Consider the following 22074-nt stretch of genomic DNA (forward strand, 5'->3'; position numbering starts at 1 on the left):
CCCCCCCCCCCCCCCCCGCCCCCGCGGGGCCCCGGGGCGTGGCCCACGCGCGGGTCAGGAGGTGGCGGAGTTCAGCAGGGGCAGGTAGCCCTGGGCGTAGCCGGTGGCGTTGGGGTGGAACGACTCCACCAGGCGGAACAGGGAGAACGAGTTGATCCACGGCGAGCTGCCGCACGCGCCGTGGCCCGCGAAGTGGGCGCGGGCGTCGACGTAGCGGACGCCGGCGGCCGCGGCCCGGGCCGAGATCACGGTGTGCAGGTCGTCGGCGCCCCGGTTGAGGGCCGCACGCTTGGTCGCGCTCATGCACGTGCCGTTCGGCTCCACCAGGCGCGGGTAGCCCAGCACGACCACGGCGGCGTTCGGCGCGCGGTCGCGGATCGTGGCGTACGTGGCGTCCAGCCGCCCGGGCAACGTGGTGCGCGCGGTCTCGATGCCGGCGTTCACCGCGTTGACGCAGCTGGTGTCGCTGCCCGTGACGCAGGTGATCATGGTGTTGGCGAACCCGACGTCGTTGCCGCCGATGGTGATCGAGACCAGGTCGGTGCCCGCGTCGAGCGAGGCGAACTGGTCGGTCATGCTCTGCGTGGTCGCACCGCCGCAGGCGGCGTACTTGAACGACGACACCTCGTGCGTGTTCGCCCACAGCTGGGCGTACCCGCGGGAACTGCGGTAGCACGAACCGCTGAGGTACGGCGGCGCGCCCGTGCCGGAGGAGTACGAGTCGCCGAGGGCGACGTAGTCGACCGGGGCGGCGGCCTGCGCCGCGGTCGAGGTGAGCATGGCGGCCAAGGCGGCGGGCAGCACCGCGCACACGACCCTGAGAAGACGTCCGCGCACGTCCAGTCCTTCCTCGAGACATCACCTGCGTGAAGGCGGCAGGGCGACGACGTTACGAAGGCGTTCCGAGGGATCACAGTCGGTGTTATTCTCATTACCTGCGAGTAACCTGGACTGCTTCGTCGGGGTGCCGCCATGACCGTTCCGCGCCGCAGCGACGCCCTGAGGAACCGGGCGTCGATCCTCCGCGCGGCCGAGGAGCTGGTGGTCGGCGGCACGACACCGTCACCGGCGCGGATCGCCCGCCTCACCGGCCTCGGCCAGGCGACGGTGTACCGGCACTTCCCCGACCGCCGCACGCTGCTGCTCACGGTGGCGCGCAAGCACTTCGGCCTGCTGGTGGCCGCCGCCGAGCGCGACGCCGACGACCCCGCCGCCTTCCGCGCGCTGCTCCACGCGGTGATGGCCTACCAGGTGTCGATGCGCCCGCTGGTCGACGAACTGCGCCGGTTCCCCGAGCCCGACCGGCGCGGCCACGTCCGCCGACTGCTGGACGTGCTGCGCGGGCCGTTCGACCGCTCCCGGGCGGCGGGCCACCTGCGCCACGACATCGTGCTCGACGACGTCGTGGTCGTGCTGACGATGCTCCAGGCGGCCGTCGACCGGACGCCCGACCCGCACCGCGCGATCCCCGTCCTGCTGGACGGCCTGTTCGTCGCCGAAGCCGGGCGCACGGCCGGGTCGGTGCGCGGGTAGCGCCGGGGGAGCGGCGAGGAGGACACCCGATCGCGTTACGGTGCGCGCCATGGTCTCGGTGCTGCTCGTCGAGGACGACCCGGTGGTGCGGTCGGCGGTGACCCGGGCGCTGACCGGGCTCGGGCACGCGGTGCTGCCCGTCGGCACCGCGTTGGAGGCGTTGCGCGAGATCACCGGCGGCGCGTTCGACCTGGTCGTGCTCGACCTCGGCCTGCCCGACATGGACGGCGCGGACGCGCTGCGGATGATGCGCGGCGTGTGCGACGTGCCGGTCATCGTCGCCACCGCCCGCGACGACGAGAGCGAGATCGTCCGCCTGCTCAACGCCGGCGCTGACGACTACCTGGTCAAGCCGTTCTCCAGCGAGCACCTCGCCGCCCGGCTCTCCGCGGTGCTCCGCCGCGCGCGCAAGGACGCCGCGCCCGCCGCGTTCCGGATCGGCCGCCTCACCGTCGACCCCGACCGCCGCGAGGCCCGCCTGGACGGCCGCGAGCTCAACCTCACCCGCAAGGAGTTCGACCTCCTCGCCTACCTCGCCGCGCGCGAGGGCAAGGTGGTGCCGCGCGCCGAGCTGCTGGCGAACCTGTGGAACCTGCCCGGCAGGCACGACGACCAGACGCTGGACGTGCACCTGTCGTGGCTGCGCCGCAAGCTCGGCGAACGCGCCGCCCAACCCCGCTACCTGCACACCGTGCGCGGTGTCGGGTTCAAGCTCACGGCGGCCGAGTGAGGAAGTCGCTCGCCCTCGTCTCGCTGGCCGTCACCTCGATGGTGGCGCTCGCGTTCCTGATCCCACTCGCCCTGGTGGTGCGCCAGCTCGCCGAGGACCGCGCGCTCGTCGACGCCGAACGCCTCGCCGGCGCGCTCACCCCCGTCCTGGTGATCACCTCCGACCCGGCGTCCGTCGGCCAGGCCCTCACCGCCAGTGCCGGCCGGGTGGCCGTGCACCTGGCCGACGGCGAGGTCGTCGGCGTGCCCGTGGCGACCGACCAGCAGATCCGCACCGCCCGGGAGCAGGGCCTGGCGTCCACCGAGCCGATACCGGCCGGTCTCGTGCACCTGCAACCCGTGCTGCTGGGGGAGGGCCGGGTGGCCGTGGTCGAGGCGTTCGTGCCGCGCGCCGAGCTGTCCCGGGGCGTCGAGCAGGCCTGGCTCGCGCTCAGCGGCGTCGCCGTCGTCCTCGTGCTCGGCTCGGTGCTGGTCGCCGACCGCCTCGGCGCGCGGGTCGTCAAGGCCTCCGCCGCCCTCGCCGAGGGCGCGCGCAAAATGGGCCAGGGTGATCTCGCCACGAGGGTCACGCCGAGTGGTCCGCCGGAATTGCTCGACGCGGGCGCGGCGTTCAACCGGATGGCCGATCGGATCGGCCAACTGGTGGCCGGTGAACGCGAAATCCTGGCCGACCTCTCGCACCGTTTGCGCACACCGCTCACCGCGTTGCGGCTCGATTCGGAAACCCTCGGCCAGGACCCCGGCGCCAACCGCGTCCGGCAGGCCGTGCACGCGCTCGAACGCGAGGTCAACGAACTCATCCGGGCCGCCCGCCGCGAGCTGGACGACCCGGACGGCGGCCGGTGCGACGCCGCCCAGGTCGTGCACGACCGCCTGGTCTTCTGGTCCGCCCTCGCCGACGACCAGCAGCGGCTGTGGAACCTGCGCGGCACCGAGCGCCCCGCGTTCGTGCCGCTCACCCGCAGCGACCTCGCCGCCGCGATGGACGCCGTGCTCGGCAACGTCTTCCGGCACACGCCGGAGGGCGCCGGGTTCGTCGTCGCGCTGTTCCACCAGCCAGAACGCGTGGTCATCGTGATCGAGGACGCCGGGCCGGGCATCGACGACCTGGAAGCGGCGCTGCGGCGCGGCAGCAGCGGCGCGGGCTCGACCGGCCTCGGCCTCGACATCGCCCGCCGGGCGGCGGAGGCCACCGGCGGCTCCCTGGTGGTCGACCGCGGGCCGCTCGGCGGCACGCGGGTCCAGCTCCGGCTGGGCCGCGCGGAAGAGCCAGTCTGACCCGCGGTCCCTTTTCCGCACCTGATGCGACCTTTAAATGTTCCTTAAATAAACGGCTGTTGACAGTTCCGCATTCCCGGATAAAGTTATTCACGGAATTGAGGTCGGCCGCGGCGCTCCCACCCTTGCCCGGTCCGCCCGGTTCCCACTTCGGTGCGGCGGCCGCGTGCGCTTACCCTGCGAAGAAGCGCACCCGCGGTCGCCGCGCCCGAATACCGCCGAATGCAGATTGAGGTTTTCCGCGTGTCGCGCAAGAGCAGTGTGCTGCCCGTCGCCGTCGTCCTCGCCGGGTTTGCCCTGGCCGGGTGCGAGCACCCCGACGGGATGGCCCTCGTCGCGGCGAGCGCCACCGCCACGGTCCGCACCACGCCGCAGCCGAACGCCGTGCCGACCACCGCGACCACCGCGCCGGAGACCACGCCGTCCTCGTCCGCCGCCACGACGTCGGAGGCGCCGCCGGCCACCACCACGACGACCACGACCACCGCCGAGCCGCCGAAGCAGGCCCAGGTCCCGGCCCCGCCGCCCGCGCCCGCCGCGCCCACCAAGACCAAGACCGAGGTCGAGCTGGCCGAGGCCAAGGCGTTCGAGCTCACCAACGCCGAACGCGCCGCGAACGGCTGCCCCGCGCTGGCCGCCGACGACCGGCTGGCCATCGCCGCCCGCGCGCACAGCGCCGACATGGCCGCCCAGGACTACTTCGACCACGTCTCCCAGGACGGCCGCAGCTTCGTCGACCGGGTCAAGGCCGCCGGCCACCCCGCGCCCGGCGCGGAGAACATCGCCGCGGGCCAGCGCACCGCCGAGGCCGTGATCAAGGGGTGGATGGACTCGCCGGGCCACCGCGCCAACATCCTGAACTGCAAGCTCAAGACGTTGGGCGTCGGCATGGCCCGCGGCGGTTCCTACGGCATCTACTGGACTCAGAACTTCGGCTGGTGACCGTCGCCGCCGGCGGGCAGCTCGTCCAGGATCAGCACGGTGTGGCTGGACGTCACGTCCGGCATCGTCTGCAACCGCGACAGCACCAGGTCGCGCAGGCTGTGCGCGTCCGGCGCGCGCACCAGCAGCACCAGGTCGTAGTCGCCGGACACCAGCGCGCCGTGCCACACCTCGGGGATCTCCATCACCCGCCGCCGCACCGCCTTCCACGAGTGCTGGCTGATCTTGAGGTAGACGTAGGCGGAGATGCCGAAGCCGTAGCGCTCCGGGTCGACCACCGCCGTGTACCCGGTGACGACGCCGTCCCGGTGCAGCCTCTCCACCCGCGAGTACGCGCTCGCCCGTGAGATGTGCAGCTTCTCCGCCAAGGACCGCATCGACATCCGCCCGTCCGCGCGCAGCTCCTCCACGATGCGCCGGTCGAGCTCGTCGAGCGGTGCCGAATGTCCAGCCCGGGCCGTCATGTGGCCGACGATAACCCGTCCGCGCGGCCGTTCGTCCGGATTCGGGGCCGGGATCTGGAACTTTGGCCCCTGTGAGCTGGACCATGCCCTCCATCTCGCCCAGTGAGACAGTGAGAGACCCGGAGGAGCCCATGGCCCGCACCAGCGCGCCCGAGCGGACGTTGCTGCCCAGTGACGAGCCGCTGTCGTTGCTGCGCAAGGACGGCACGCCGGTGGACGACTCGCCGCTGTCCATGCCCGACGACGACGTGCTGCTCGAACTGCACCGCCGGATGGTCGTCGGCCGCCGCTTCGACACCCAGGCCACCGCCCTGACCAAGCAGGGCAGGCTCGCGGTCTACCCGTCGTCACGCGGCCAGGAGGCGTGCGAGGTCGGCGCGGTGCTCGCGCTGCGCCCCGACGACTGGCTGTTCCCGACCTACCGCGACTCCGTCGCCCTGGTCACCCGCGGCGTCGACCCCGCCGAGACGCTGACCCTGCTGCAAGGCGGTTGGCACCTCGGCTACGACCCCTACGAGCACCGCGTCGGCCCCCAGTGCACCCCGCTGGCGACCAACACGCTGCACGCGGTGGGCTTCGCGCACGCGGCCCGGCTCAAGGGCGAGGACACCGCCGCGCTGGTCATGCTCGGTGACGGCGCCACGTCCGAGGGCGACACGCACGAGGCGCTGAACTTCGCCGGCGTGTGGCGGGCCCCGGTGGTGTTCCTGGTGCAGAACAACGGCTACGCGATCAGCGTGCCCATGGCCAAGCAGAACGCCGCGCCGTCGTTGGCGCACAAGGGCGTCGGGTACGGCGTGCCGTCCGTGCTGGTGGACGGCAACGACGTGGCCGCTGTCCACGCGGTCGTGCGCGAGGCGGTGGAGTCGGGCGGGCCCACGCTGATCGAGGCCCTGACCTACCGGATCGAAGCGCACACCAACGCCGACGACGCCACCCGCTACCGCACGTCCGACGAGGTCGCGGCGTGGCTGGACCGCGACCCGGTGGACCGGCTGGAGGCGTACCTGACCTCACGGGGGCTGCTGGACCACGCGCGGCGCGCGGCGGTGGCGGCCGAGGCGGAGGAGTTCGCGGCGTCCGTGCGGGCGAAGCTGAACGTCGACGTCGTGCCCTCGCCGGAGGACCTGTTCGAGCACGTCTACGCGACCACGCCCCGCCACCTGCGCGAGCAGGCCGCGGCGCTGCGGGAGGAACTGGCATGACCGCGGTCGTCGCACAGGAGTCCCAGGTCTCGATGGCCGGCGCGCTGAACCGGGCGCTGGCCGACGCGCTGGCCGCCGACCCGACCGTGCTGGTGTTCGGCGAGGACGTCGGCGCGCTCGGCGGCGTGTTCCGGGTGACCGACGGGCTGGCCGCGCGGTTCGGCGAGCAACGGGTCTTCGACACGCCGCTGGCCGAGTCCGGCATCGTCGGCACCGCGATCGGCATGGCGATGAACGGGCTGCGGCCCGTGGTGGAGATGCAGTTCGACGCGTTCGCGTACCCGGCGTTCGAGCAGATCACCAGCCACCTGGCCAAGCTGCGCAACCGCACGCGCGGCCGGGTGTCGTTGCCCGTGGTGATCCGGGTGCCGTACGGCGGCGGCATCGGCGGGGTCGAGCACCACTGCGACTCGTCGGAGGCCTACTACACGCACACGCCCGGGTTGCGGGTCGTCACGCCGGGCACGCCCGACGACGCCTACCGCCTGCTGCGCGACTCGATCGACTCGCCGGATCCGGTGATCTTCCTGGAGCCGAAGCGGCGGTACTGGGCCAAGGGCGCGCTGTCGTCGCCGTCCGGCTCGATCGGGTTCGACCGGGCGTTGGTGCGGCGGACCGGGCGTGACGTCACGTTGATCGCGTACGGGCCGATGGTGGCGACGGCGTTGGAGACGGCCGAGGCGGCGGCGGAGGAGGGCTGGGACGTCGAGGTCGTGGACCTGCGGTCGTTGGCGCCGTTCGACGACGAGACGGTGTGCGCTTCGGTGGTGAAGACCGGGCGCGCGGTGGTCGTGCACGAGGCGTCCGGGTTCGGCGGCTACGGCGCGGAGGTCGTGGCGCGGGTGACCGAGCGGTGCTTCCACCACCTGCACGCGCCCGTGCTGCGGGTGACCGGGTTCGACATCCCCTACCCGCCGCCGAAGCTGGAGGAGCACCACCTGCCGGGCGTCGACCGGATCCTGGACGCGATCGCCCGGCTGCAGTGGGACGACGAGGTCGTGGGGAGCTACGGTGCCTGACTTCCGGCTGCCCGACCTGGGCGAGGGGCTGACCGAGGGCGAGATCGTCACCTGGCTGGTGTCGGTCGGCGACCAGGTGTCGATCGACCAGCCCGTGGTGGAGGTGGAGACGGCGAAGGCCGTGGTCGAGGTGCCGTGCCCGTACGAGGGCGTGGTGAGCGCGCGGTTCGGCGAGCCGGGGGAGAAGCTGGCCGTCGGCTCGGTGCTGCTCACCGTGGGCGAGCCGGAGCGGTCGGGCAGCGGCAACGTCCTGATCGGCTACGGCACCTCCGAAACCCCGCGCCGCCGACGCCGCCCTCGCGGGTCCAACGCGCAGAACACGGGTGTCCTCCCTCCGGCGCACCCGAGTTCACCGCTCGGGACACCCGAACGGGCGACGATCCCCGCTGCACGCACCGCCGCCGCACCCGCCGTGATCTCCCCGCTCGTGCGGCAGCTCGCGCGGGACAACGGCCTGGCGCTCGACCGGATCGCCGGCACCGGACCGGGCGGCGTCATCCGGCGGGCGGACGTGGAACGCGAGCTCGCCGCCCGCGCCACGCCCGACCCCGCACCCACCGGTGGCCGTCGCATCCCGTTGCGCGGCCTGCGCGGCGCGGTCGCGGAGAAGCTGGCCACCTCACGCCGGGAGATCCCCGAGGCGACCGTGTGGGTGGACGTCGACGCCACCGACTTCCTCGCCGCACGCGCCGCGCTGCCGACGGTGTCGTTGCTCGCGCTGCTCGCGCGGTTCACCGTGCTGGGACTGAAGAAGTTCCCCGAGCTGAACTCCCGGGTCGAGGGCGACGAGATCGTCGTCCTGGACCAGGTGCACCTCGGCTTCGCCGCCCAGACCGACCGCGGCCTGGTCGTGCCGGTGGTGCGGGACGCCCAGTCCCTGACCACCGCGGAGCTCGCGTCCGCCATCGCCGCGCACACGGCGTCGGCCCGCGAAGGCAAGCTCACGCCGGCCGCGATGACCGGCGGCACGTTCACCGTCAACAACTACGGCGTGTTCGGCGTCGACGGCTCGGCCGCCATCATCAACCACCCGGAGGCCGCGATCCTCGGCATCGGCCGCATCATCGACCGGCCGTGGGCGGTGGACGGGCAGCTCGCCGTGCGCAAGGTCGCCCAGCTGACGCTCGCGTTCGACCACCGGGTGTGCGACGGCGGCACGGCGGGCGGGTTCCTGCGGTTCGTGGCGGACTGCGTGGAGTCCCCGATCACCGCCCTGGCCGACCTCTAGCCTGGGCGGCGTGACCGACGCGACGCGGCAGTGGCGGGAGTGGCGGCGAGCACCGTGGGGACGGCTGCGCTACACGCAGGCGGAGGCCAACCTCGCCCGCCACCTGCCGCCCGCGCCGGCGTCGGTGCTCGACCTGGCCGGCGGGGACGGCGCGGACGCGCTGCGGCTGGCCCGGCTCGGCCACCGCGTGACCGTGGTCGACCGGTCCGCCGAGATGCTCGCCGAGGCGGGACGGGCGTTCGACCTGGCCGACCTGCCGGTCCGGCTGGTCCGGGCCGATCTCGCCGAGCTGCCCGAGGACGTGCGGGTCGAGCACGACGTGGTGCTGGCGCACAACGTGATCCAGTACCTGCCGGACCCGGCGGCGGCCCTGCGCGCGACCGTCGGGCTCGTCGCGCCGGGCGGGCTGCTGTCGGTCATCGCGCTGAACCGCCACGCCGAGCCGCTGCGGCACGCCACCCAGCACCTCGACCCGGTCGCCGCGCTGGCCGCGTTGGACACCGACCAGGCGCACACGCAGACGTTCGACACCTCGTTGACCCTCTACACGGCCGACCAGGTGCGGGACTGGCTGCCGGACTGGGCGCTCGTCGGCCACTACGGCATCCGCGCGGTCAACGACTACGTCTCCGACAACGACCGCAAGCACGACCCGGCGTTCTTCGCCGACCTCGAACGGCTGGAACTGGCCCTGGCCGACCGCATGCCCTACCCGCTCCTCGCCCGCTTCTTCCACCTGGTGCTCCGGCGCGGAAACCCGGACGACGGCGTGGCCGGGATTTCGTAGATTGGCCGACGTGACCAAGCCCGACTACCCCATCCGGACCCGGCGCCTGACCTTGCGGCCCTTCACCCCCGACGACCACGCCGCGCTGCACTCGTGGCAGTCCCGCCCGGACGTCGTCCGCTACCTCTACGGCGAAGCGCGCACCCCGGAGGAGACGGCCGAGAGCCTGGCCTTGAAGGCGTCGGTGACGTGGCCGGAGAAGGAGGGCGACCACCTCGCGCTGGCCGTGGAGCGCGACGGCGAGGTGATCGGCGAAGCCGTGCTCAAGTGGCTCAGCGAGGCGCACCGGCAGGGCGAGGTCGGCTACATCTTCCACCCCGACCACCACGGCCAGGGCTACGCCACCGAAGCCGCCGCCGTGCTGGACCTCGGCTTCACCCACCTCGGCCTGCACCGGATCAGCGCGTCGTGCGACGCGTTCAACGAGCCGTCGTGGCGCGTGATGGAACGGCTCGGCATGCGCCGGGAAGCCCACTTCCGGCACAACGAGATCTTCAAGGGCGCATGGGGCGAGGAGTTCGTCTACGCGATCCTGGAGGACGAGTGGCACCGGATGGCGGACAGCCGGTGGCGGACGGGCGGCGCATGATGTCCGGATGCAGAGGTTCATGGAGGACAGCGGCGCCTACGAGCACTGGCTGGCGGACAACCAGGACCAGTACGTCGTCAACGCCGAGCGCAACCTGAACCCGGACAACCTCGTCCTGCACCGCGCCTCCTGCCGCACGATCAACGGCACCCCGGCCCGCGGCACCACCTGGGTGGGCAGCTACGTGAAACTCGTCGGCGACCGCGCGGAACTGGAAGCCGAACACCCGACCGCCCGCCCGTGCCGCCTCTGCCTGTGAACCTCTAGGGCCACCGGGCGCGACGGATCTCCGGCCGGCACAGGGCGTGCACGGCGGGCGCCGCGAGCGCGACCGCCGGCACGAGCACCGCGGTCGCCGTGCCGAAGTGCTGCAGCAGCAGCCCGCCCGCCGCCATGCCGGCGGGCACCCCCGCGCCGAACAACGTCATCACCGCGGCGATCGTCCGCCCACGCCGCTCGTCGGGGACCTGCCGGAAGATCAGCACGTCGACCAGCACGCGCAAGGTCGGCGCGCCGAGCGTGGCGCAGAACAGGATCGCCGCCACCCACCACGGCCCCAGCGGCAGGGCGAGCCCGGCGAACAGCGGCACCTCCGCCAGCGCCACGCCCAGCAGCAGCGCGCCCGGCTGGAAGCGCCGGTGCAACGGCCCGACCAGGGCGGCGCCCGCCAGCACGCCCGCCGCCATGCCGGACATGACCAGCCCGATCGCCCAGGCGGCCACCGCCTGCTCGCGCAGCACGACGACGGCGATCAGCGCGATCGGCGCACCCGTCGTGTTGACCGCGACCACGAGCAGCGTCGCCGCCCGCAACGTCGGCACGTGCCAGATGCCCTTGACACCCGCCAGGAAGCGCGCGTCCCGCCGCGGTGCGCGGGCTTCCGGCTCCACCTCCGGCACGCGCAGCACCAACGCGCACAGCCACGACAGCACGAACGACAGCGCGGTGAACACGAACGGCAGCGCGTGACCCAGGCCGTGCAGGAACCCGCCCAGCGGTGGGCCGACGAGTTGCGTCGACCCCGACCGGACCTCGTCCTGCGTGAGGGCGTCGGTGAGCTGATCCGGCGGCACGACCACGCGGATCAGCAGCATCCGGGCCGCACCCCCGAACGGCTGCATCGCGCCGAGCACGACCGCCACCAGGAACAGGCCGCCCAACGGCAGGTGGCCGGTCGTGAGGGCCACGGCCACCCCCGTCGTCACCACCGCCCGGGCGCCCTCGGTGACCAGCAGCACGCGCCGCCGGTCACCCCGGTCCAGCACCGCGCCGGCGGGCAGCCCTGCCAGCAGCGTGGCGACCGCCTGCACGGCGCCGAACAAGCCCGCCTGCGCGGGTGACCCGGTGAGCGCCAGGATCGCCAACGGGTAGCCGATGTCCGCCACTTCGAGCCCCAGCACGCTGACCGCCGACCCCGACCAGAGCAGCCGGAACCGGCGGTTCCGCCACAGCGGTGTCGTCCCCCGCGTCATACGCCCACTCCATTCACGTCAACGTGAATGCTCACCATAGCGTGAATGGTTGCGTCGGTGTGAAAAGATGGTCCGGTGACCACGGACCCCGACGAGCGCGGCCGGGTCGCCGTCCGGAAGGTCTCCGACGTGGAGACGTTCAAGGCACTCGGCGATCCGCTCCGCCTGGCGATCCTCCGCGTCCTCATGCGCGACGAGGGCAGGGTCAGGTCCGTCAAGGAGCTGGCCGGCGAGCTGGGGGAGCAGCCGACCAGGCTCTACCGGCACATCAGGCAACTCGAAGCGCGCGGCCTGATCGAGACCGCCGAGACGAGGCTCGTCGCCGGCATCGTGGAGCACCGCTACCGCGCCTGCCAGTCCTCGCTCGTGCTCGACGCCGACTTCTTCGGCCGCCACCGCGACACCGAGGACGCCGCCGCGACGATCACCGCGGCCTTCGACGACTACCGCGACGAGTACCTGGACGCCGCCCGCGCCGGACGCGTGACGACGACCCACGTCGAACCGATCGTCATCGCCGTCCGCGAGTCGATCCCCGCCGCGAAGGCCGCCGAGTTCCGCGACCGGCTCGCCGCGCTCGTCCGGGACCTCCACGACACCGGGTACCACGAGGACGGCGTCGAGGTCCGCCTGTTCACCGCCTACTACGCGCCGGACGGGCCCTGAGGGGCATCATCGACACCATGTCGCGCCGGTTGGTCTGGTACGTCGGCTACGGGTCGAACCTGCACGCCGAGAGGTTCAGGTGCTACCTCGCCGGTGGGACGCCGGTCGGCGCGACGCGCGGGTACCCGGGGTGCCGGGACACCAGCCCGCCGCTGGACACCAGGGCGTTGGAGGTGCCCGGCGGGATCTACTTCGCCACCCGGTCGCCCGTCTGGCTGGGCGGCCGGGCGTTCTACGACCCGACGCTGCCCGGCTCCGCCGCCGCCCGCGGCTACCTCGTCACCACCGCGCAGTTCGCCGATGTCGCCGCGCAGGAGATGTACCGCGACCCCGGCGCGGACCTCGACCTGACCGCCGTGATGGCCGACGGCAGGCACGTGCTCGGGCCCGGCCGCTACGAGACCCTGCTCCACCTCGGCGAGCACGACGGCCACCCGGCGCTGACGTTCACCGCACCGTGGAGCGCGGCCGACGTCGAGCACACCAAGCCCTCCGCCCCCTACCTGACCATGCTCGCGGCCGGCCTCGCCGAGACCCACGGCTGGACCGCCCGGCGGATCGCCGACTACCTCGCCGGTCGCACCCCGTTCTGGTCCGCGGCCGAGATCGCGGCGCTGGTCGGTCCGCCGCGACCCTGACGACGGGCGCCGATCAGTCCTGCGCCACCACCGCGTCGAGGTTCCCGTCGTCACCGGGCACGCACGACGCCTCCCGCGCCGTCGTGGCCAGGAACTCCGTCATGCACCGGCCGAACTGCTCGTAGCCCCGGTCGTTGGGGTGGAACGACTCCTGCAACGCGTGCCGCGCCCGTGCCTCGTCCCGCAGGCCGTCGAAGTCCACCGTGAGCCGGGTGAACCACTCCTGGTCGGCCTTCTTGCCGCCCATGCACGCCTCGTGCCGCTCACCCGCCTGCGACAGGTCGAGGAACCGCGCCTGCGCCGCCTTGGCCGCCGTCCGCAAACCCTCCGACAGCTGCTCGACGGCCTTGTCCCGCACCCACTCCAGGTCACCCGTGCGCAACGGGCACCCCGCCAGGTTCTGCAGGTCGAACGGCAACCCCGGCGCGACCGGCGCGGCGTAGGACTGCAACACGAGCGTGTACGAACGGGGCGTGTAGCCCAAGTCCTGCAACACCCGGCGGATGTCGCGCAGCGCGCGCTCCACCTTCGGCGTCATCCGCTCGACCCGGGCCTTCCACTCGTCGGCCATGGCCTTCGCGCAGTCGGCACGCCGTTCGATCCACGCCCGCAGGCACGCGCCGAGCACGTCGGCGAACCGCGGGTCGTCGTTCGCGCCCACCGCCACCACGACCACCGACACCCGGTACTCGCGCGCGATCGCGGCCAGCTGCCTCGCCTGCGAGCCCTCGGTGTTGCGCACCTGGTCGGTGATGCCGACCTGCTCGGAGTTCGCGCCGGAACACGCCAGGTTGAACACCTTGTCCACGCCGGCGACCTGCGTCTTGTGCACCGACGCCTTCGTCGACCGGTGGCACCAGTTGTCGTTCTCGCCGTTCGTGCCCGGCTCGTAGGACCCCGCGCCCTCGCCGGCCATGGTGCTGTCGCCCATCGCCACGATCGCGCGCGGCGCGTCGCGCTTCGGCCCCGGCCGCGTCGGGTACCGCGAGTCGCTGACCAGCAGCAACAGGGCGAGCAGCGGGAAGACGAGGGCAACGGACACGATTCGGCGCGACATCGGTGCCTATCCTACGGAGATCCGCCCGCCGCTGAGCACCAGCGTGCGGTCCGCCGCGCGGTGCACCTCGTCGTGGTGCGTGGCGACCAGCACCGCCGCGCCCGCGTCGGCCGCCCGCCGCAGAACCCGCACCGCCGTCGGCGCGCTGCGCTGGTCGAGGTGCGCGGTCGGCTCGTCGGCCAGCAGCACCCGCGGCTCGCCGACCACCGCCCGGGCCAGCGCGGCCCGCTGCTGCTGCCCGAACGACACCTCGGCCGGGTACCGGTCGGCCAACCCGTCGATGCCCAGCTCCGCCAGCAACTCCGTCACCCGGTCGAGTGAGCCGCCGGTGCGGCCGAGCCGGATCGGCAGCGCCACGTTCTCCGCCAGCGTCAGCTCACCGGCCAGCCCGAGCGCCTGCGGCAGCAACGCGCACACCTTCCACGACGGCGCCGACGTCCGCACCTCGCCGGCCAGCTCGACCGTGCCCGCGTCCGCCCGGTCGAACCCCGCCAGCACGGTCAGCAACGCGCTCTTGCCCGACCCGGACGGCCCGGACAGCGTCACCAGCTCGCCCGGCGCCACCTCCAGGTCCACCCCGCGCAGCACGTGCACCGGCCCGCTCGCGTGCCGGAACGTCCGCTCGATCCCCTTCACCAGCAACGCCGTCATGCCGCCAACGCTCCGTCCCGCAGGTCGAACCTGGTGTCCGCCAACGCGATCAGCCTCGGGTCGTGCGAGGCCACCACGACCGGCACGCCCCGCCGCGCCAGGTCGGCCAACGTCTCCAGCACCAGGTCCGCCGACGACGCGTCCAGCTGCGACGTCGGCTCGTCGGCCAGCACGACCGACGCCTGCCGCGCCAACGCGCACCCGAACGCCAGCCGCTGCTGCTGCCCGCCCGACATCGCCGACACCTTCCACCCGGCCGTGCCCGGCAGCCCCAACCGCTCCAGCACCTCGTCCACCCGCGCGACCCGGCCCGCCGCCTGCGCCGCCGCCCGCAGGTTGTCGCCCACGTCCAGGTGACCGAGCAGGTTGTCCGCCGGGTTCTGGAACACCAGCGCGACCTCGGTCCGCCGCAGCTTCCGCCGCGCCGCGGACGACAACCGCGCCGTGCCCATCCCGCGCAACTCCACCCCGCCGCGCGTGGGCCGCTCCACCAGGCTCAGCACCCGCAGCAACGTCGACTTGCCCGACCCGGACGGCCCGGCCAGCACCGTCAACCCGGTCGCGGGCACGTCCAGCGTCACGTCCGACACCGCCGTCACCGCCCCGGCGGGCGTGCGGTAATCCACCCCCACCTCGCGCAACCGCAACACGTGCTCAACCACGGATCAGCTCCCCGATCTTCGCCGAACGCACCGCGCGCACCGCGATCCACGCCGCCACCAGCACCACCAGCACGCCCCCGGCCACCGTCGTCACCAGCAGCGGCAGGGCGTTCGGCACTTCCGGGGCCGGGGTGAGCCGTGGCGCGGGGTCCAGCCTCGGCACGGTGAAGGCGCTGCTCACCGCGCTCGCGGCGGAGCCGACGACCACCGCGGCGGCGGCGACGGCGCCCAGTTCCAGCAGGTGGCTGCGCAGCATCGCGGCCGGCCCGAGGCCCATCCGGGCGCTGAACGCCCCGGACAGCGCGTTCTGCCGCCGCCGCACCTCCACCGCCAGCAGCAGCGCGATCGACGCCACCACGGCGAGCACCGCGCCCAGCGCCGCGACGAACCCGAACGTCCACTTGATCGTCAGGAACGGCAGGCCCTGCACCGCCTTCTCCTTCTCGCCGACCTCGTGCGACACCTTCACGCCGGCCGCCGACAGCGCCTCGGTCACCTCGCGCAACGGCTTGCTCGACCACACGTACCAGGAGCCGACGTCACGGCGGTCCTCGATCCGGTCGACCGGCAGGACCCAGCCGGCCCGGCCGAGCTTCGGCAACGACGGCACCCACGCCTCCGGCTCGAACGGCGGCAGCCCCGGCAACCGGACCTCGCCGCGCGGCGCGTCGCCCACCCGGAGCGGCTCGGACAGCAGCGCCGGGTCGATCCCGGACGGGAACGCGCCGTCGCGGAACGTCCTCGGGTCCACCACCAGCGCCGCGCGCTCGTACTGCTTGACGTACCCCACGATGGTGGAGTTGCCGCGCAACGCCTCCGGCAGCTCGGTGACGTCCGCCGAGACCTGGGCGTAGCTGTTGGCGCCCGCGTACATGCCGGACTTCACCTCCAGCGCGGTCTCCTGCGACCCCGCGATGGCGCTGCCGGCCGCGATGGTGCCGACCGCCAGCACACCGATCAGCAGCACGCCGGTCACCGGGCCCGCACCGGCCGCGAGCCGCCGGATAGCCAACTGCGCCGCGGGCTTGGACCACAGCTTCGCCCGGTGCGACGCGGCCATCGCCCACTTCGCCAACCGGGCCGTCAGCAGCGCCACCGTGAGCACGACCAGCAGCGGGAACGCCAGCGCGGCGGCGTCGATGCGCGGCAGCGCGCCGATCTTCGTCGTGGTGGCGAGACCGCTGTGCTGCACGCGGTTCCACGCCCACACCGCCAGTGCGGCGGTGGCCAGCTCCCACGGCAACGCGGTCAGCACCTTGCGCAGCCGGTTGCCGCGACCCGCCACCTGGAACGCCCGGTGCGTGCGCAGCGCGCCGGTGGCGAACGTGACCGCGATGCTCGACGCCACCACCGCGACCACCGCCAGCGCCGCGGTCGTCACGGTGCCCGGCGGCAGCAGGTCCGACGGCGCGTAGACGGGCAGCAGCAACCGGGCCGTGCCCAACCCGAGCACGCCGCCGACCACCAGCGGCAGCCCCAGCTCCAGCACGCCGCGCCCGCCGAGGGCGAGCGGCCCGGAGCCGCGCACCCACAGCAGCCGCAGTTCGGCCTGGCGGCGCTGCGCCCACTGGACGGTCACCGTGGCGACGCCGGCCAGGCCGATGAGCAGGCTGATCAGGGTCAGCGGCAACACGGCGGAACGCACGTTGGCCACGGTCTGCCTGGCGTTCTCCACCGGCAGGACCAGCGGCGACATCGTGCGGTTGAAGTGCTCCTGGATCGGCGCGACGCGCGCGGTGCCCGCGGCCAGCAGTTCCTCGGCCTCGGCGATCGTGCCCGGCGGGGCGGCCGGGAAGCGCACGGTCACGTCGGTCACGCCGTTCAGCTCCGGCGGCAGCGCGGCGAACGACTCGGCGCTCGGCATCCACACCACGGCGGTCGCCAGCTCGTCGCGGTCGAGCACGTTGGGCACGACGAAGTGGCGTTCCGGGCACCACCACTCGGGCAGCGGGTCGAGGATGTCGGCGTAGACCGCGGTGACCGGTGGCAGCCGCCCGCCCATGCCGCGCTCGCCCAGTCGCAGGTCGGTGGTCTCGGCGATGCTCTTCGGCACCCACAGGCCGTCCTTCGAGCCGCCTTCGAGCACCTTCAGGTGGTCCGTGGCGCCCGGGCGGTAGCCGAACTTCGCGTCGGTGGGTCGCCCGCCGAAGTCGACGCGCTCCTCGCGGAGGTAGGTGCCGATCAACGGCTCGTGGCCCGGCATCGACTCCTTGATCGCCTGGACCATCCCGGGCACCTCGTCCTGGCGCACTCCGGTGGCCTCCAGCGACGGGTGCAGCGCCTCCTGGCACAGGCGGTTCCGCTGGTAGTCGATCGCCGCGCTGCCGGACGCCGCCGAGTGCATCACGGCGGCGGCCACCACGAAGGTCGACAACAGCGCGGTGACCACGCTGACCAGCAACGTCAGCGGGCTCGACAGGGCCGCGCGCGGGGCGGCTCGCCACGGGATCTGCACCCGCGAACGGTAACCGCCGGTCTCTTCGCGCAGGAGACTTTTCGTGAACGATGGTCATCCTCCGGACAACGTCCGGACAACGTGTCCTGTTGTCCGGTTGCGCCGCCCGAAACCGGACACGGAGCTTGCTCCGGTTGGCGCGGGCCCGTTCGGGGTACCGGGACCGCATGACACGGAAAGCGCTGAAGAAGTCACTCGCGGTGCTGGTCAGCGGCGCGGCCCTGCTCCTGAGCATGGGCGCCGGGTGCGAGAACGAAGGCGACGGCGAGAACGGCGACCAGCCGGGCGTCGAGCAGCAGGACGAGCAGGACGGCGAGCAGGAGAACGGCGACCAGGACGGCGACAACTGACCGCACCGGCCCGTCCCGCCGCACGAGCGCGGCCATCCGCGTCGATCGGACGCGGATGGCCGCGCCCGCGTCAGCGCCCGCGACCCGTCTTCTCCTGCAACCGGTCGATCAACCGCGAAGCCTCCACCTTGGTCAGCTCCGCCGGCACCTCCTCGCCCGCCTCCTGCGCCAACGTGCGCAGGTAGGACTCCTGCGGACCGGTCATCGGCTCGTCACCGGTCGTCCACTCCTGGGGGTCCTTCTCCGGATTGCGGTCCACGCGCGCCTCCTCACCTCGAACGCTCGTTCGAGGTACCCGCTGCGCCGTTCGGTCAACCACCTCCGGTCCACTCTTGACACCCCGCATGTGGTCTAGTCCAATTCTTCCACCTGGAGGCCGTCACCGCTGGGAGGAGACGCATGTCGCGCAGGGTCCTGTTCGCCAGGGTGGCGGCGGTGACGGCGTTGATGGTGGGAGCGGCGGCGGTCAGCTTCGCGCCCGCCTACGCCGCGTCGGTCACCGCGACGTTCGCCAGGACGTCGAGCTGGGAGACCGGCTACACCGCGCAGTTCTCGATCAAGAACGAGACCGGCTCGGCCGTCTCCGGGTGGAAGGTCGAGTTCGACCTGCCCGCCGGCACCACCGTCGGCGCCTACTGGGACGCGTTGCAGACCAACTCGGCCGGGCACTACGCGTTCACCCACCGCGAGTACAACGGCGGCATCGCGCCCGGCGCCGCGGTGACGTTCGGCTTCAACGCCTCGGGCACCGCGAGCCCGGCCAACTGCAAGATCAACGGCGTGTCGTGCGCCGGTTCACCGACCACCACGACAACCACCACGACCACCACTACTACGACCACGACGACCGGGCCGACGACGACTACCACCACCACACCGCCGGTCACCGGCCTGCCCAAGCGAGTCCTGGTCGGCTACCTGCACGCGAGCTTCGCCAACGGTTCCGGCTACGTCCGGATGAAGGACGTCTCCGACGACTGGGACATCATCAACCTGTCCTTCGCCGAACCCACCTCCGCCACCTCCGGCGACCTCCGCTTCGCCCAGTGCCCCGTCACCGAGTGCGGAGGCGTCGAGTCCGAGGCCGAGTTCATCGCGGGCATCCGGGACAAGCAGGCCAAGGGCAAGAAGGTGCTGATCTCCATCGGCGGCGCGAACGGCCAGGTGCAGCTGTCCACCACGGCCGCGCGCGACGCGTTCGTCCGCTCCGCCTCGGCGATCATCGACAAGTACGGCCTGGACGGCCTGGACGTCGACTTCGAGGGCCACTCGCTGTCGCTCAACGCGGGCGACACCGACTTCCGCGCGCCCACCACGCCGGTGATCGTCAACCTCATCCAGGCGTTGAAGGCGCTGAAGGCCCGCTACGGCGCGAAGTTCGTGCTCACCATGGCCCCGGAGACCTTCTTCGTCCAGGTTGGCTACCAGCACTACGGCGGCAGCGGCGGCGCGGACCCGCGCGCGGGCGCGTACCTGCCGGTGATCCACGCGCTGCGCGACGACCTGACCCTGCTGCACGTCCAGCACTACAACTCCGGCCCGATCATGGGCCTGGACAACCAGTACCACTTCATGGGCGGCAGCGACTTCCACGTCGCCATGGCGGACATGGTGCTGGCCGGGTTCCCCGTGCGCGGTGACGCGACGAGGGTGTTCCCGGGCCTGCGGCAGGACCAGGTGGCCATCGGCCTGCCCGCGAGCGTCAACGCGGGCAACGGCTTCACCTCCGTCGCCGAGGTGCACAAGTCGTTGGACTGCCTGATGAAGGGCGCGAACTGCGGCGCCTACCGGCCCAAGGCCGGCTACCCGGACCTGCGCGGCCTGATGACGTGGTCGGTCAACTGGGACCGCCACAACGGTTTCGAGTTCTCCCGCGCGCACCGCGCCTACCTGCCCCGTTGACCGGTTCGGGCCCGGCCGGCCGCCGTGGGCAGGCAGCCGGCCGGGTCACAACCGGGGGAACAACGGCTGCGGCTGGGGGAGCCGGTCCGTGAGCGTGACGCACTGCTCGGAGATCCGCGTCGCCAACGTCGGCACGAACGGGGTGAGCTCGCGGGCCAGGACGCGGCACGCGGCCAGCAGCGCCGTGATGGCCGCGTCCAGGCGCCCGCCCGCCTCGGCGTCACCGCCGCGCTCGGCACGGGCCAGGTCCCACGGTCGCACCCGTTCGACGTACCGGTTGGCCTCTTCCACGATCCGCCACACCGCCGCCGTCGCCCGCCTGAAGTCGAAGTCGGACACGGCGGCGTGCACGAGGTCCGGCGCGTCCCGGCACGCCGCCGCCAACGGCTCGGCGGCCGGGTCCGGTGCGGCCGCGGGCGGTCGGCCCTCGCGGTAGCGGTGGACCATGACCGTGACGCGGTTGACCAGGTTGCCGAGACCGTTGGCCAGGTCCTCGTTCGCGCGGGCGACCAGGCGCGCCTCGGTGAAGTCCGCGTCGCCGACGCGGGGCACGTCGCGCAGCAGCCACCACCGCACCGCGTCCGAGCCGTACCGGTCCGCCAACGCCACCGGGTCGACCACCGCGCCCGCCGACTTGCTGATCTTGCGGCCGTCGGTGGTGAGGTAGTCGTGCACCAGGATGTCGGTCGGCAGCGGCTCGCCCGCCGACAGCAGCATGGCCAGCCAGTACACGGCGTGGAAGCGGACCACGCCCTTGCCGATCACGTGCACGCGCCGGTCGCCCTCCACCCACCAGCGGCGGTAGTTCGAGCCGTCCGCGCCGTAACCCAGGCTGGTGATGTAGTTGCCCAGGGCGTCCCACCACACGTAGACGACCTGGTCGGGATCGCCCGGCACGGTGATGCCCCACCCGTGCGCGCGGGCGCGTGAGCGGGAGACCGAGAAGTCGCGCAGGCCGGCGGCGATGAACGCCAGCACCTCGTTGCGGCGCACGGCGGGCTCGATCCGGACCGTGCCGTCGACGATCAGGTCGCGGAGCCGGTCGGCGTGGCGGGAGAGCCGGAAGAACCAGTTCTCCTCGGCCACCGGCTGCGGCTCGACCTCGTGCTCCGGGCACTTGCCTGCCACCAGTTCGGCGGAGGTGTAGAACTGCTCGCAGCCCACGCAGTACAGGCCCTCGTAGTGGTGTCGGTAGAGGTCGTGCGCGCACGCCCGCCACAGCCGTTCGACGCCGGCGCGGTGCCTGGCGTCCCGGCTGGTGCGGATGAAGTCGGTGAACGACAACGCCAACGGGTCGCGCAACGCCGCGAACGCCGCCGAGTTCCGGTCGACCAGCTCGCCGGTCGGCACGCCTTCCGCCTGCGCGGCCAGCACGTTCTTCAGCGAGTTGTCGTCGGTGCCGGTCAGGAACCGCACCCGGTCGCCGCGCAGGCGGTGGTGCCGGGCCAGCACGTCGGCCTGCACGATCTCCAGCGCGAAACCCAGGTGCGGACGCGAGTTGACGTACGGGATGGCGGTGGTCACGTAGTAGCGCGACATCGGAACCTCCTGGTGCGGGGGTTCGCGGCCGGCGGAGACCCCCTGGGACGGGGGCCTCGGACTCGTCATCCGTGCAGCGTCGGCCGCCCCGCGTGGCGGGGCGCCATGACCGGGCACGACGAGGACATGGCGGCGACGTTAGCAGCGTGATGACCCGTGCCGCGCCTGGTTTTCGTCCGCCCTTGGCCGTAGCGGCGATGGGTGAACTCACCCATGCGCGCGTGGGTCGGATTGGGCGCTGGTCGAACGGCGACCGCGACGGCCACGATTCATCACGGAGAAATCCCCTCAGGAAAGTGGTGAAGGGAAATGGTGAAATTCCTGCGTCGCTTCGGCATCGTCGTGCTCGCGCTGGCGGTGTCGTGGGGCGTGAGCCCGGCATCGGCGAACGCCGCGCCCGACCGGTCGGTGATGGCCGCCGACGACCAGTACTTCGAGATCAGATCTCAGCTCAACCAGAGGTGCGTGGACGTGCTGGCCGCGGGCAACGGCGACGGTGTGCCCGTCGAGGTCGCCGACTGCTGGGGCGGCGCCAACCAGAAGTGGCGGCTGTTCTACGTCGGCAACGGCTACTACGAACTCCACCCGCTCAACAGCCAGCGGTGCCTCGACATCGCCGGGTCGGGAATGGACCAGGGCGGTGTCGGGATGCAGTGGGCCTGCTGGGGCGGGGCCAAGCAGCACTGGCGGTTCGTGGACGTCGGCGGTGGCTACGTCGAGATCAGGAACCAGCTGACCCAGCGGTGCCTGGACATCGAGGGCGGCGGCGACCACGTCCACGCGCGGACGATGGTCTGGGACTGCTGGGGCGGCGCGAAGCAGCACTGGCGGCTCGTGCCGGTGCCCGCCTGACCCGCGACCGTCCCCGTCCCGTGACCGACGCGGCCTGCCCGGTGTCCCGGGCAGGC

The 22074-nt window shown here is 72.8% G+C and carries 24 protein-coding genes; 15 read left to right on the forward strand and 9 right to left on the reverse strand.

The genetic code is table 11. The features are described 5' to 3' along the window. Positions 1-54: 54 nt before the first annotated feature. On the reverse strand, positions 55-837 hold the full coding sequence (locus ABTZ99_RS41675; protein WP_498779508.1) for an SGNH/GDSL hydrolase family protein: 783 nt from the start codon (positions 835-837) through the stop codon (positions 55-57). 135 nt (positions 838-972) lie between these two features. Here ABTZ99_RS41675 and ABTZ99_RS41680 point away from each other — a divergent pair, with 135 nt between their 5' ends. From ABTZ99_RS41680 to ABTZ99_RS41695, 4 genes are all read left to right on the forward strand, one after another. Continuing rightward, entirely contained in the window at positions 973-1533 is a 561-nt protein-coding gene (locus ABTZ99_RS41680) for a TetR/AcrR family transcriptional regulator (protein WP_498779507.1), read from the forward strand. A gap of 49 nt (positions 1534-1582) precedes the next feature. Next, positions 1583-2263 (forward strand): response regulator transcription factor, encoded by a 681-nt coding sequence (locus ABTZ99_RS41685; protein WP_499618567.1) that lies wholly within the window; start codon positions 1583-1585, stop codon positions 2261-2263. Next, on the forward strand, positions 2260-3540 hold the full coding sequence (locus ABTZ99_RS41690) for a HAMP domain-containing sensor histidine kinase (protein ID WP_499618569.1): 1281 nt from the start codon (positions 2260-2262) through the stop codon (positions 3538-3540). Before ABTZ99_RS41685 ends, ABTZ99_RS41690 begins: the two co-directional genes overlap by 4 nt. 243 nt (positions 3541-3783) lie before the next feature. Further along, complete coding sequence (locus tag ABTZ99_RS41695) at positions 3784-4482, forward strand: CAP domain-containing protein (protein WP_499618571.1); 699 nt, start codon at positions 3784-3786, stop codon at positions 4480-4482. Here the strand turns inward: ABTZ99_RS41695 and ABTZ99_RS41700 are convergent. Beyond that, on the reverse strand, positions 4464-4946 hold the full coding sequence (locus tag ABTZ99_RS41700) for an Lrp/AsnC family transcriptional regulator (RefSeq protein ID WP_498779499.1): 483 nt from the start codon (positions 4944-4946) through the stop codon (positions 4464-4466). The genes ABTZ99_RS41695 and ABTZ99_RS41700 overlap by 19 nt on opposite strands. 131 nt (positions 4947-5077) lie before the next feature. Here ABTZ99_RS41700 and ABTZ99_RS41705 point away from each other — a divergent pair, with 131 nt between their 5' ends. From ABTZ99_RS41705 to ABTZ99_RS41730, 6 genes are read left to right on the forward strand one after another with little or no spacing between them, the layout of a single operon-like run. Beyond that, positions 5078-6151 (forward strand): thiamine pyrophosphate-dependent dehydrogenase E1 component subunit alpha, encoded by a 1074-nt coding sequence (locus tag ABTZ99_RS41705; protein ID WP_499618573.1) that lies wholly within the window; start codon positions 5078-5080, stop codon positions 6149-6151. Next, complete coding sequence (locus ABTZ99_RS41710; RefSeq protein ID WP_498779495.1) at positions 6148-7170, forward strand: alpha-ketoacid dehydrogenase subunit beta; 1023 nt, start codon at positions 6148-6150, stop codon at positions 7168-7170. Before ABTZ99_RS41705 ends, ABTZ99_RS41710 begins: the two co-directional genes overlap by 4 nt. Beyond that, positions 7163-8398, forward strand: coding sequence for a dihydrolipoamide acetyltransferase family protein (locus ABTZ99_RS41715; RefSeq protein WP_498779494.1), 1236 nt, complete (start codon positions 7163-7165; stop codon positions 8396-8398). The genes ABTZ99_RS41710 and ABTZ99_RS41715 overlap by 8 nt, the downstream gene beginning before the upstream one ends. Before the next feature lie 10 nt (positions 8399-8408). After that, positions 8409-9185, forward strand: a complete 777-nt coding sequence (locus ABTZ99_RS41720; RefSeq protein WP_499618576.1) for a class I SAM-dependent methyltransferase — start codon at positions 8409-8411, stop codon at positions 9183-9185. A 10-nt stretch (positions 9186-9195) separates the two neighbouring features. After that, positions 9196-9774 carry a GNAT family N-acetyltransferase gene (locus ABTZ99_RS41725; protein ID WP_499618578.1) on the forward strand — a complete coding sequence of 193 codons (579 nt, stop codon included), beginning with the start codon at positions 9196-9198 and terminating at the stop codon, positions 9772-9774. 7 nt (positions 9775-9781) lie between these two features. Further along, positions 9782-10033, forward strand: coding sequence for a hypothetical protein (locus ABTZ99_RS41730; RefSeq protein WP_498779489.1), 252 nt, complete (start codon positions 9782-9784; stop codon positions 10031-10033). A 4-nt stretch (positions 10034-10037) separates the two neighbouring features. Here ABTZ99_RS41730 and ABTZ99_RS41735 read toward each other — a convergent pair whose 3' ends face one another. After that, positions 10038-11246: an MFS transporter gene (locus tag ABTZ99_RS41735; RefSeq protein WP_499618580.1), complete on the reverse strand. Its 1209-nt coding sequence runs from the start codon at positions 11244-11246 to the stop codon at positions 10038-10040. Between the two features lie 75 nt (positions 11247-11321). On the opposite strand from ABTZ99_RS41735, the gene ABTZ99_RS41740 reads away from it, so the two are divergent. Both ABTZ99_RS41740 and ABTZ99_RS41745 read left to right on the forward strand, forming a co-directional pair. Next, positions 11322-11912: an ArsR/SmtB family transcription factor gene (locus ABTZ99_RS41740; RefSeq protein ID WP_498779486.1), complete on the forward strand. Its 591-nt coding sequence runs from the start codon at positions 11322-11324 to the stop codon at positions 11910-11912. Positions 11913-11929: 17 nt separating this feature from the next. After that, the gene (locus ABTZ99_RS41745; RefSeq protein ID WP_498779485.1) at positions 11930-12550 is read left to right on the forward strand and encodes a histone deacetylase; all 621 of its coding nucleotides are present in this window, start codon (positions 11930-11932) and stop codon (positions 12548-12550) included. Positions 12551-12563: 13 nt separating this feature from the next. Here ABTZ99_RS41745 and ABTZ99_RS41750 read toward each other — a convergent pair whose 3' ends face one another. The 4 genes from ABTZ99_RS41750 to ABTZ99_RS41765 are packed head-to-tail and all read right to left on the reverse strand — an operon-like array spanning position 12564 to position 17375. After that, positions 12564-13607 carry a GDSL-type esterase/lipase family protein gene (locus tag ABTZ99_RS41750; RefSeq protein WP_498779483.1) on the reverse strand — a complete coding sequence of 348 codons (1044 nt, stop codon included), beginning with the start codon at positions 13605-13607 and terminating at the stop codon, positions 12564-12566. Positions 13608-13613: 6 nt separating this feature from the next. Then, positions 13614-14258: an ABC transporter ATP-binding protein gene (locus tag ABTZ99_RS41755; protein ID WP_498779482.1), complete on the reverse strand. Its 645-nt coding sequence runs from the start codon at positions 14256-14258 to the stop codon at positions 13614-13616. Continuing rightward, positions 14255-14920, reverse strand: a complete 666-nt coding sequence (locus ABTZ99_RS41760) for an ABC transporter ATP-binding protein (protein ID WP_498779480.1) — start codon at positions 14918-14920, stop codon at positions 14255-14257. Before ABTZ99_RS41760 ends, ABTZ99_RS41755 begins: the two co-directional genes overlap by 4 nt. Then, positions 14913-17375 carry an ABC transporter permease gene (locus tag ABTZ99_RS41765; protein WP_499618582.1) on the reverse strand — a complete coding sequence of 821 codons (2463 nt, stop codon included), beginning with the start codon at positions 17373-17375 and terminating at the stop codon, positions 14913-14915. The genes ABTZ99_RS41760 and ABTZ99_RS41765 overlap by 8 nt, the downstream gene beginning before the upstream one ends. Positions 17376-17542: 167 nt before the next feature. On the opposite strand from ABTZ99_RS41765, the gene ABTZ99_RS41770 reads away from it, so the two are divergent. After that, complete coding sequence (locus ABTZ99_RS41770; RefSeq protein ID WP_498779477.1) at positions 17543-17725, forward strand: hypothetical protein; 183 nt, start codon at positions 17543-17545, stop codon at positions 17723-17725. Between the two features lie 70 nt (positions 17726-17795). Here ABTZ99_RS41770 and ABTZ99_RS41775 read toward each other — a convergent pair whose 3' ends face one another. Beyond that, on the reverse strand, positions 17796-17984 hold the full coding sequence (locus ABTZ99_RS41775) for a DUF3072 domain-containing protein (protein ID WP_498779476.1): 189 nt from the start codon (positions 17982-17984) through the stop codon (positions 17796-17798). A gap of 140 nt (positions 17985-18124) precedes the next feature. On the opposite strand from ABTZ99_RS41775, the gene ABTZ99_RS41780 reads away from it, so the two are divergent. After that, positions 18125-19627 (forward strand): chitinase, encoded by a 1503-nt coding sequence (locus tag ABTZ99_RS41780; protein ID WP_499618584.1) that lies wholly within the window; start codon positions 18125-18127, stop codon positions 19625-19627. A gap of 45 nt (positions 19628-19672) precedes the next feature. Here ABTZ99_RS41780 and ABTZ99_RS41785 read toward each other — a convergent pair whose 3' ends face one another. Beyond that, complete coding sequence (locus ABTZ99_RS41785) at positions 19673-21166, reverse strand: methionine--tRNA ligase (protein ID WP_498779474.1); 1494 nt, start codon at positions 21164-21166, stop codon at positions 19673-19675. A gap of 309 nt (positions 21167-21475) precedes the next feature. Here ABTZ99_RS41785 and ABTZ99_RS41790 point away from each other — a divergent pair, with 309 nt between their 5' ends. Beyond that, positions 21476-22018, forward strand: a complete 543-nt coding sequence (locus tag ABTZ99_RS41790; RefSeq protein WP_498779472.1) for an RICIN domain-containing protein — start codon at positions 21476-21478, stop codon at positions 22016-22018. The last annotated feature ends 56 nt before the right edge of the window (positions 22019-22074 follow it).

The organism is Actinosynnema sp. NPDC002837, assembly GCF_040295345.1.
Taxonomy (GTDB): Bacteria; Actinomycetota; Actinomycetes; order Mycobacteriales; family Pseudonocardiaceae; genus Actinosynnema.

Bases quoted from the DNA above. Each gene is read 5' to 3' on its own strand.
- ABTZ99_RS41770 (WP_498779477.1), top strand. From the start codon at position 17,543: ATGACACGGAAAGCGCTGAAGAAGTCACTCGCGGTGCTGGTCAGCGGC.
- ABTZ99_RS41735 (WP_499618580.1), bottom strand. From the start codon at position 11,246: ATGACGCGGGGGACGACACCGCTGTGGCGGAACCGCCGGTTCCGGCTG.
- ABTZ99_RS41730 (WP_498779489.1), top strand. From the start codon at position 9,782: ATGCAGAGGTTCATGGAGGACAGCGGCGCCTACGAGCACTGGCTGGCG.
- ABTZ99_RS41705 (WP_499618573.1), top strand. From the start codon at position 5,078: ATGGCCCGCACCAGCGCGCCCGAGCGGACGTTGCTGCCCAGTGACGAG.
- ABTZ99_RS41785 (WP_498779474.1), bottom strand. From the start codon at position 21,166: ATGTCGCGCTACTACGTGACCACCGCCATCCCGTACGTCAACTCGCGT.
- ABTZ99_RS41745 (WP_498779485.1), top strand. From the start codon at position 11,930: ATGTCGCGCCGGTTGGTCTGGTACGTCGGCTACGGGTCGAACCTGCAC.
- ABTZ99_RS41790 (WP_498779472.1), top strand. From the start codon at position 21,476: ATGGTGAAATTCCTGCGTCGCTTCGGCATCGTCGTGCTCGCGCTGGCG.
- ABTZ99_RS41710 (WP_498779495.1), top strand. From the start codon at position 6,148: ATGACCGCGGTCGTCGCACAGGAGTCCCAGGTCTCGATGGCCGGCGCG.
- ABTZ99_RS41700 (WP_498779499.1), bottom strand. From the start codon at position 4,946: ATGACGGCCCGGGCTGGACATTCGGCACCGCTCGACGAGCTCGACCGG.
- ABTZ99_RS41750 (WP_498779483.1), bottom strand. From the start codon at position 13,607: ATGTCGCGCCGAATCGTGTCCGTTGCCCTCGTCTTCCCGCTGCTCGCC.
- ABTZ99_RS41685 (WP_499618567.1), top strand. From the start codon at position 1,583: ATGGTCTCGGTGCTGCTCGTCGAGGACGACCCGGTGGTGCGGTCGGCG.
- ABTZ99_RS41755 (WP_498779482.1), bottom strand. From the start codon at position 14,258: ATGACGGCGTTGCTGGTGAAGGGGATCGAGCGGACGTTCCGGCACGCG.
- ABTZ99_RS41780 (WP_499618584.1), top strand. From the start codon at position 18,125: ATGTCGCGCAGGGTCCTGTTCGCCAGGGTGGCGGCGGTGACGGCGTTG.
- ABTZ99_RS41680 (WP_498779507.1), top strand. From the start codon at position 973: ATGACCGTTCCGCGCCGCAGCGACGCCCTGAGGAACCGGGCGTCGATC.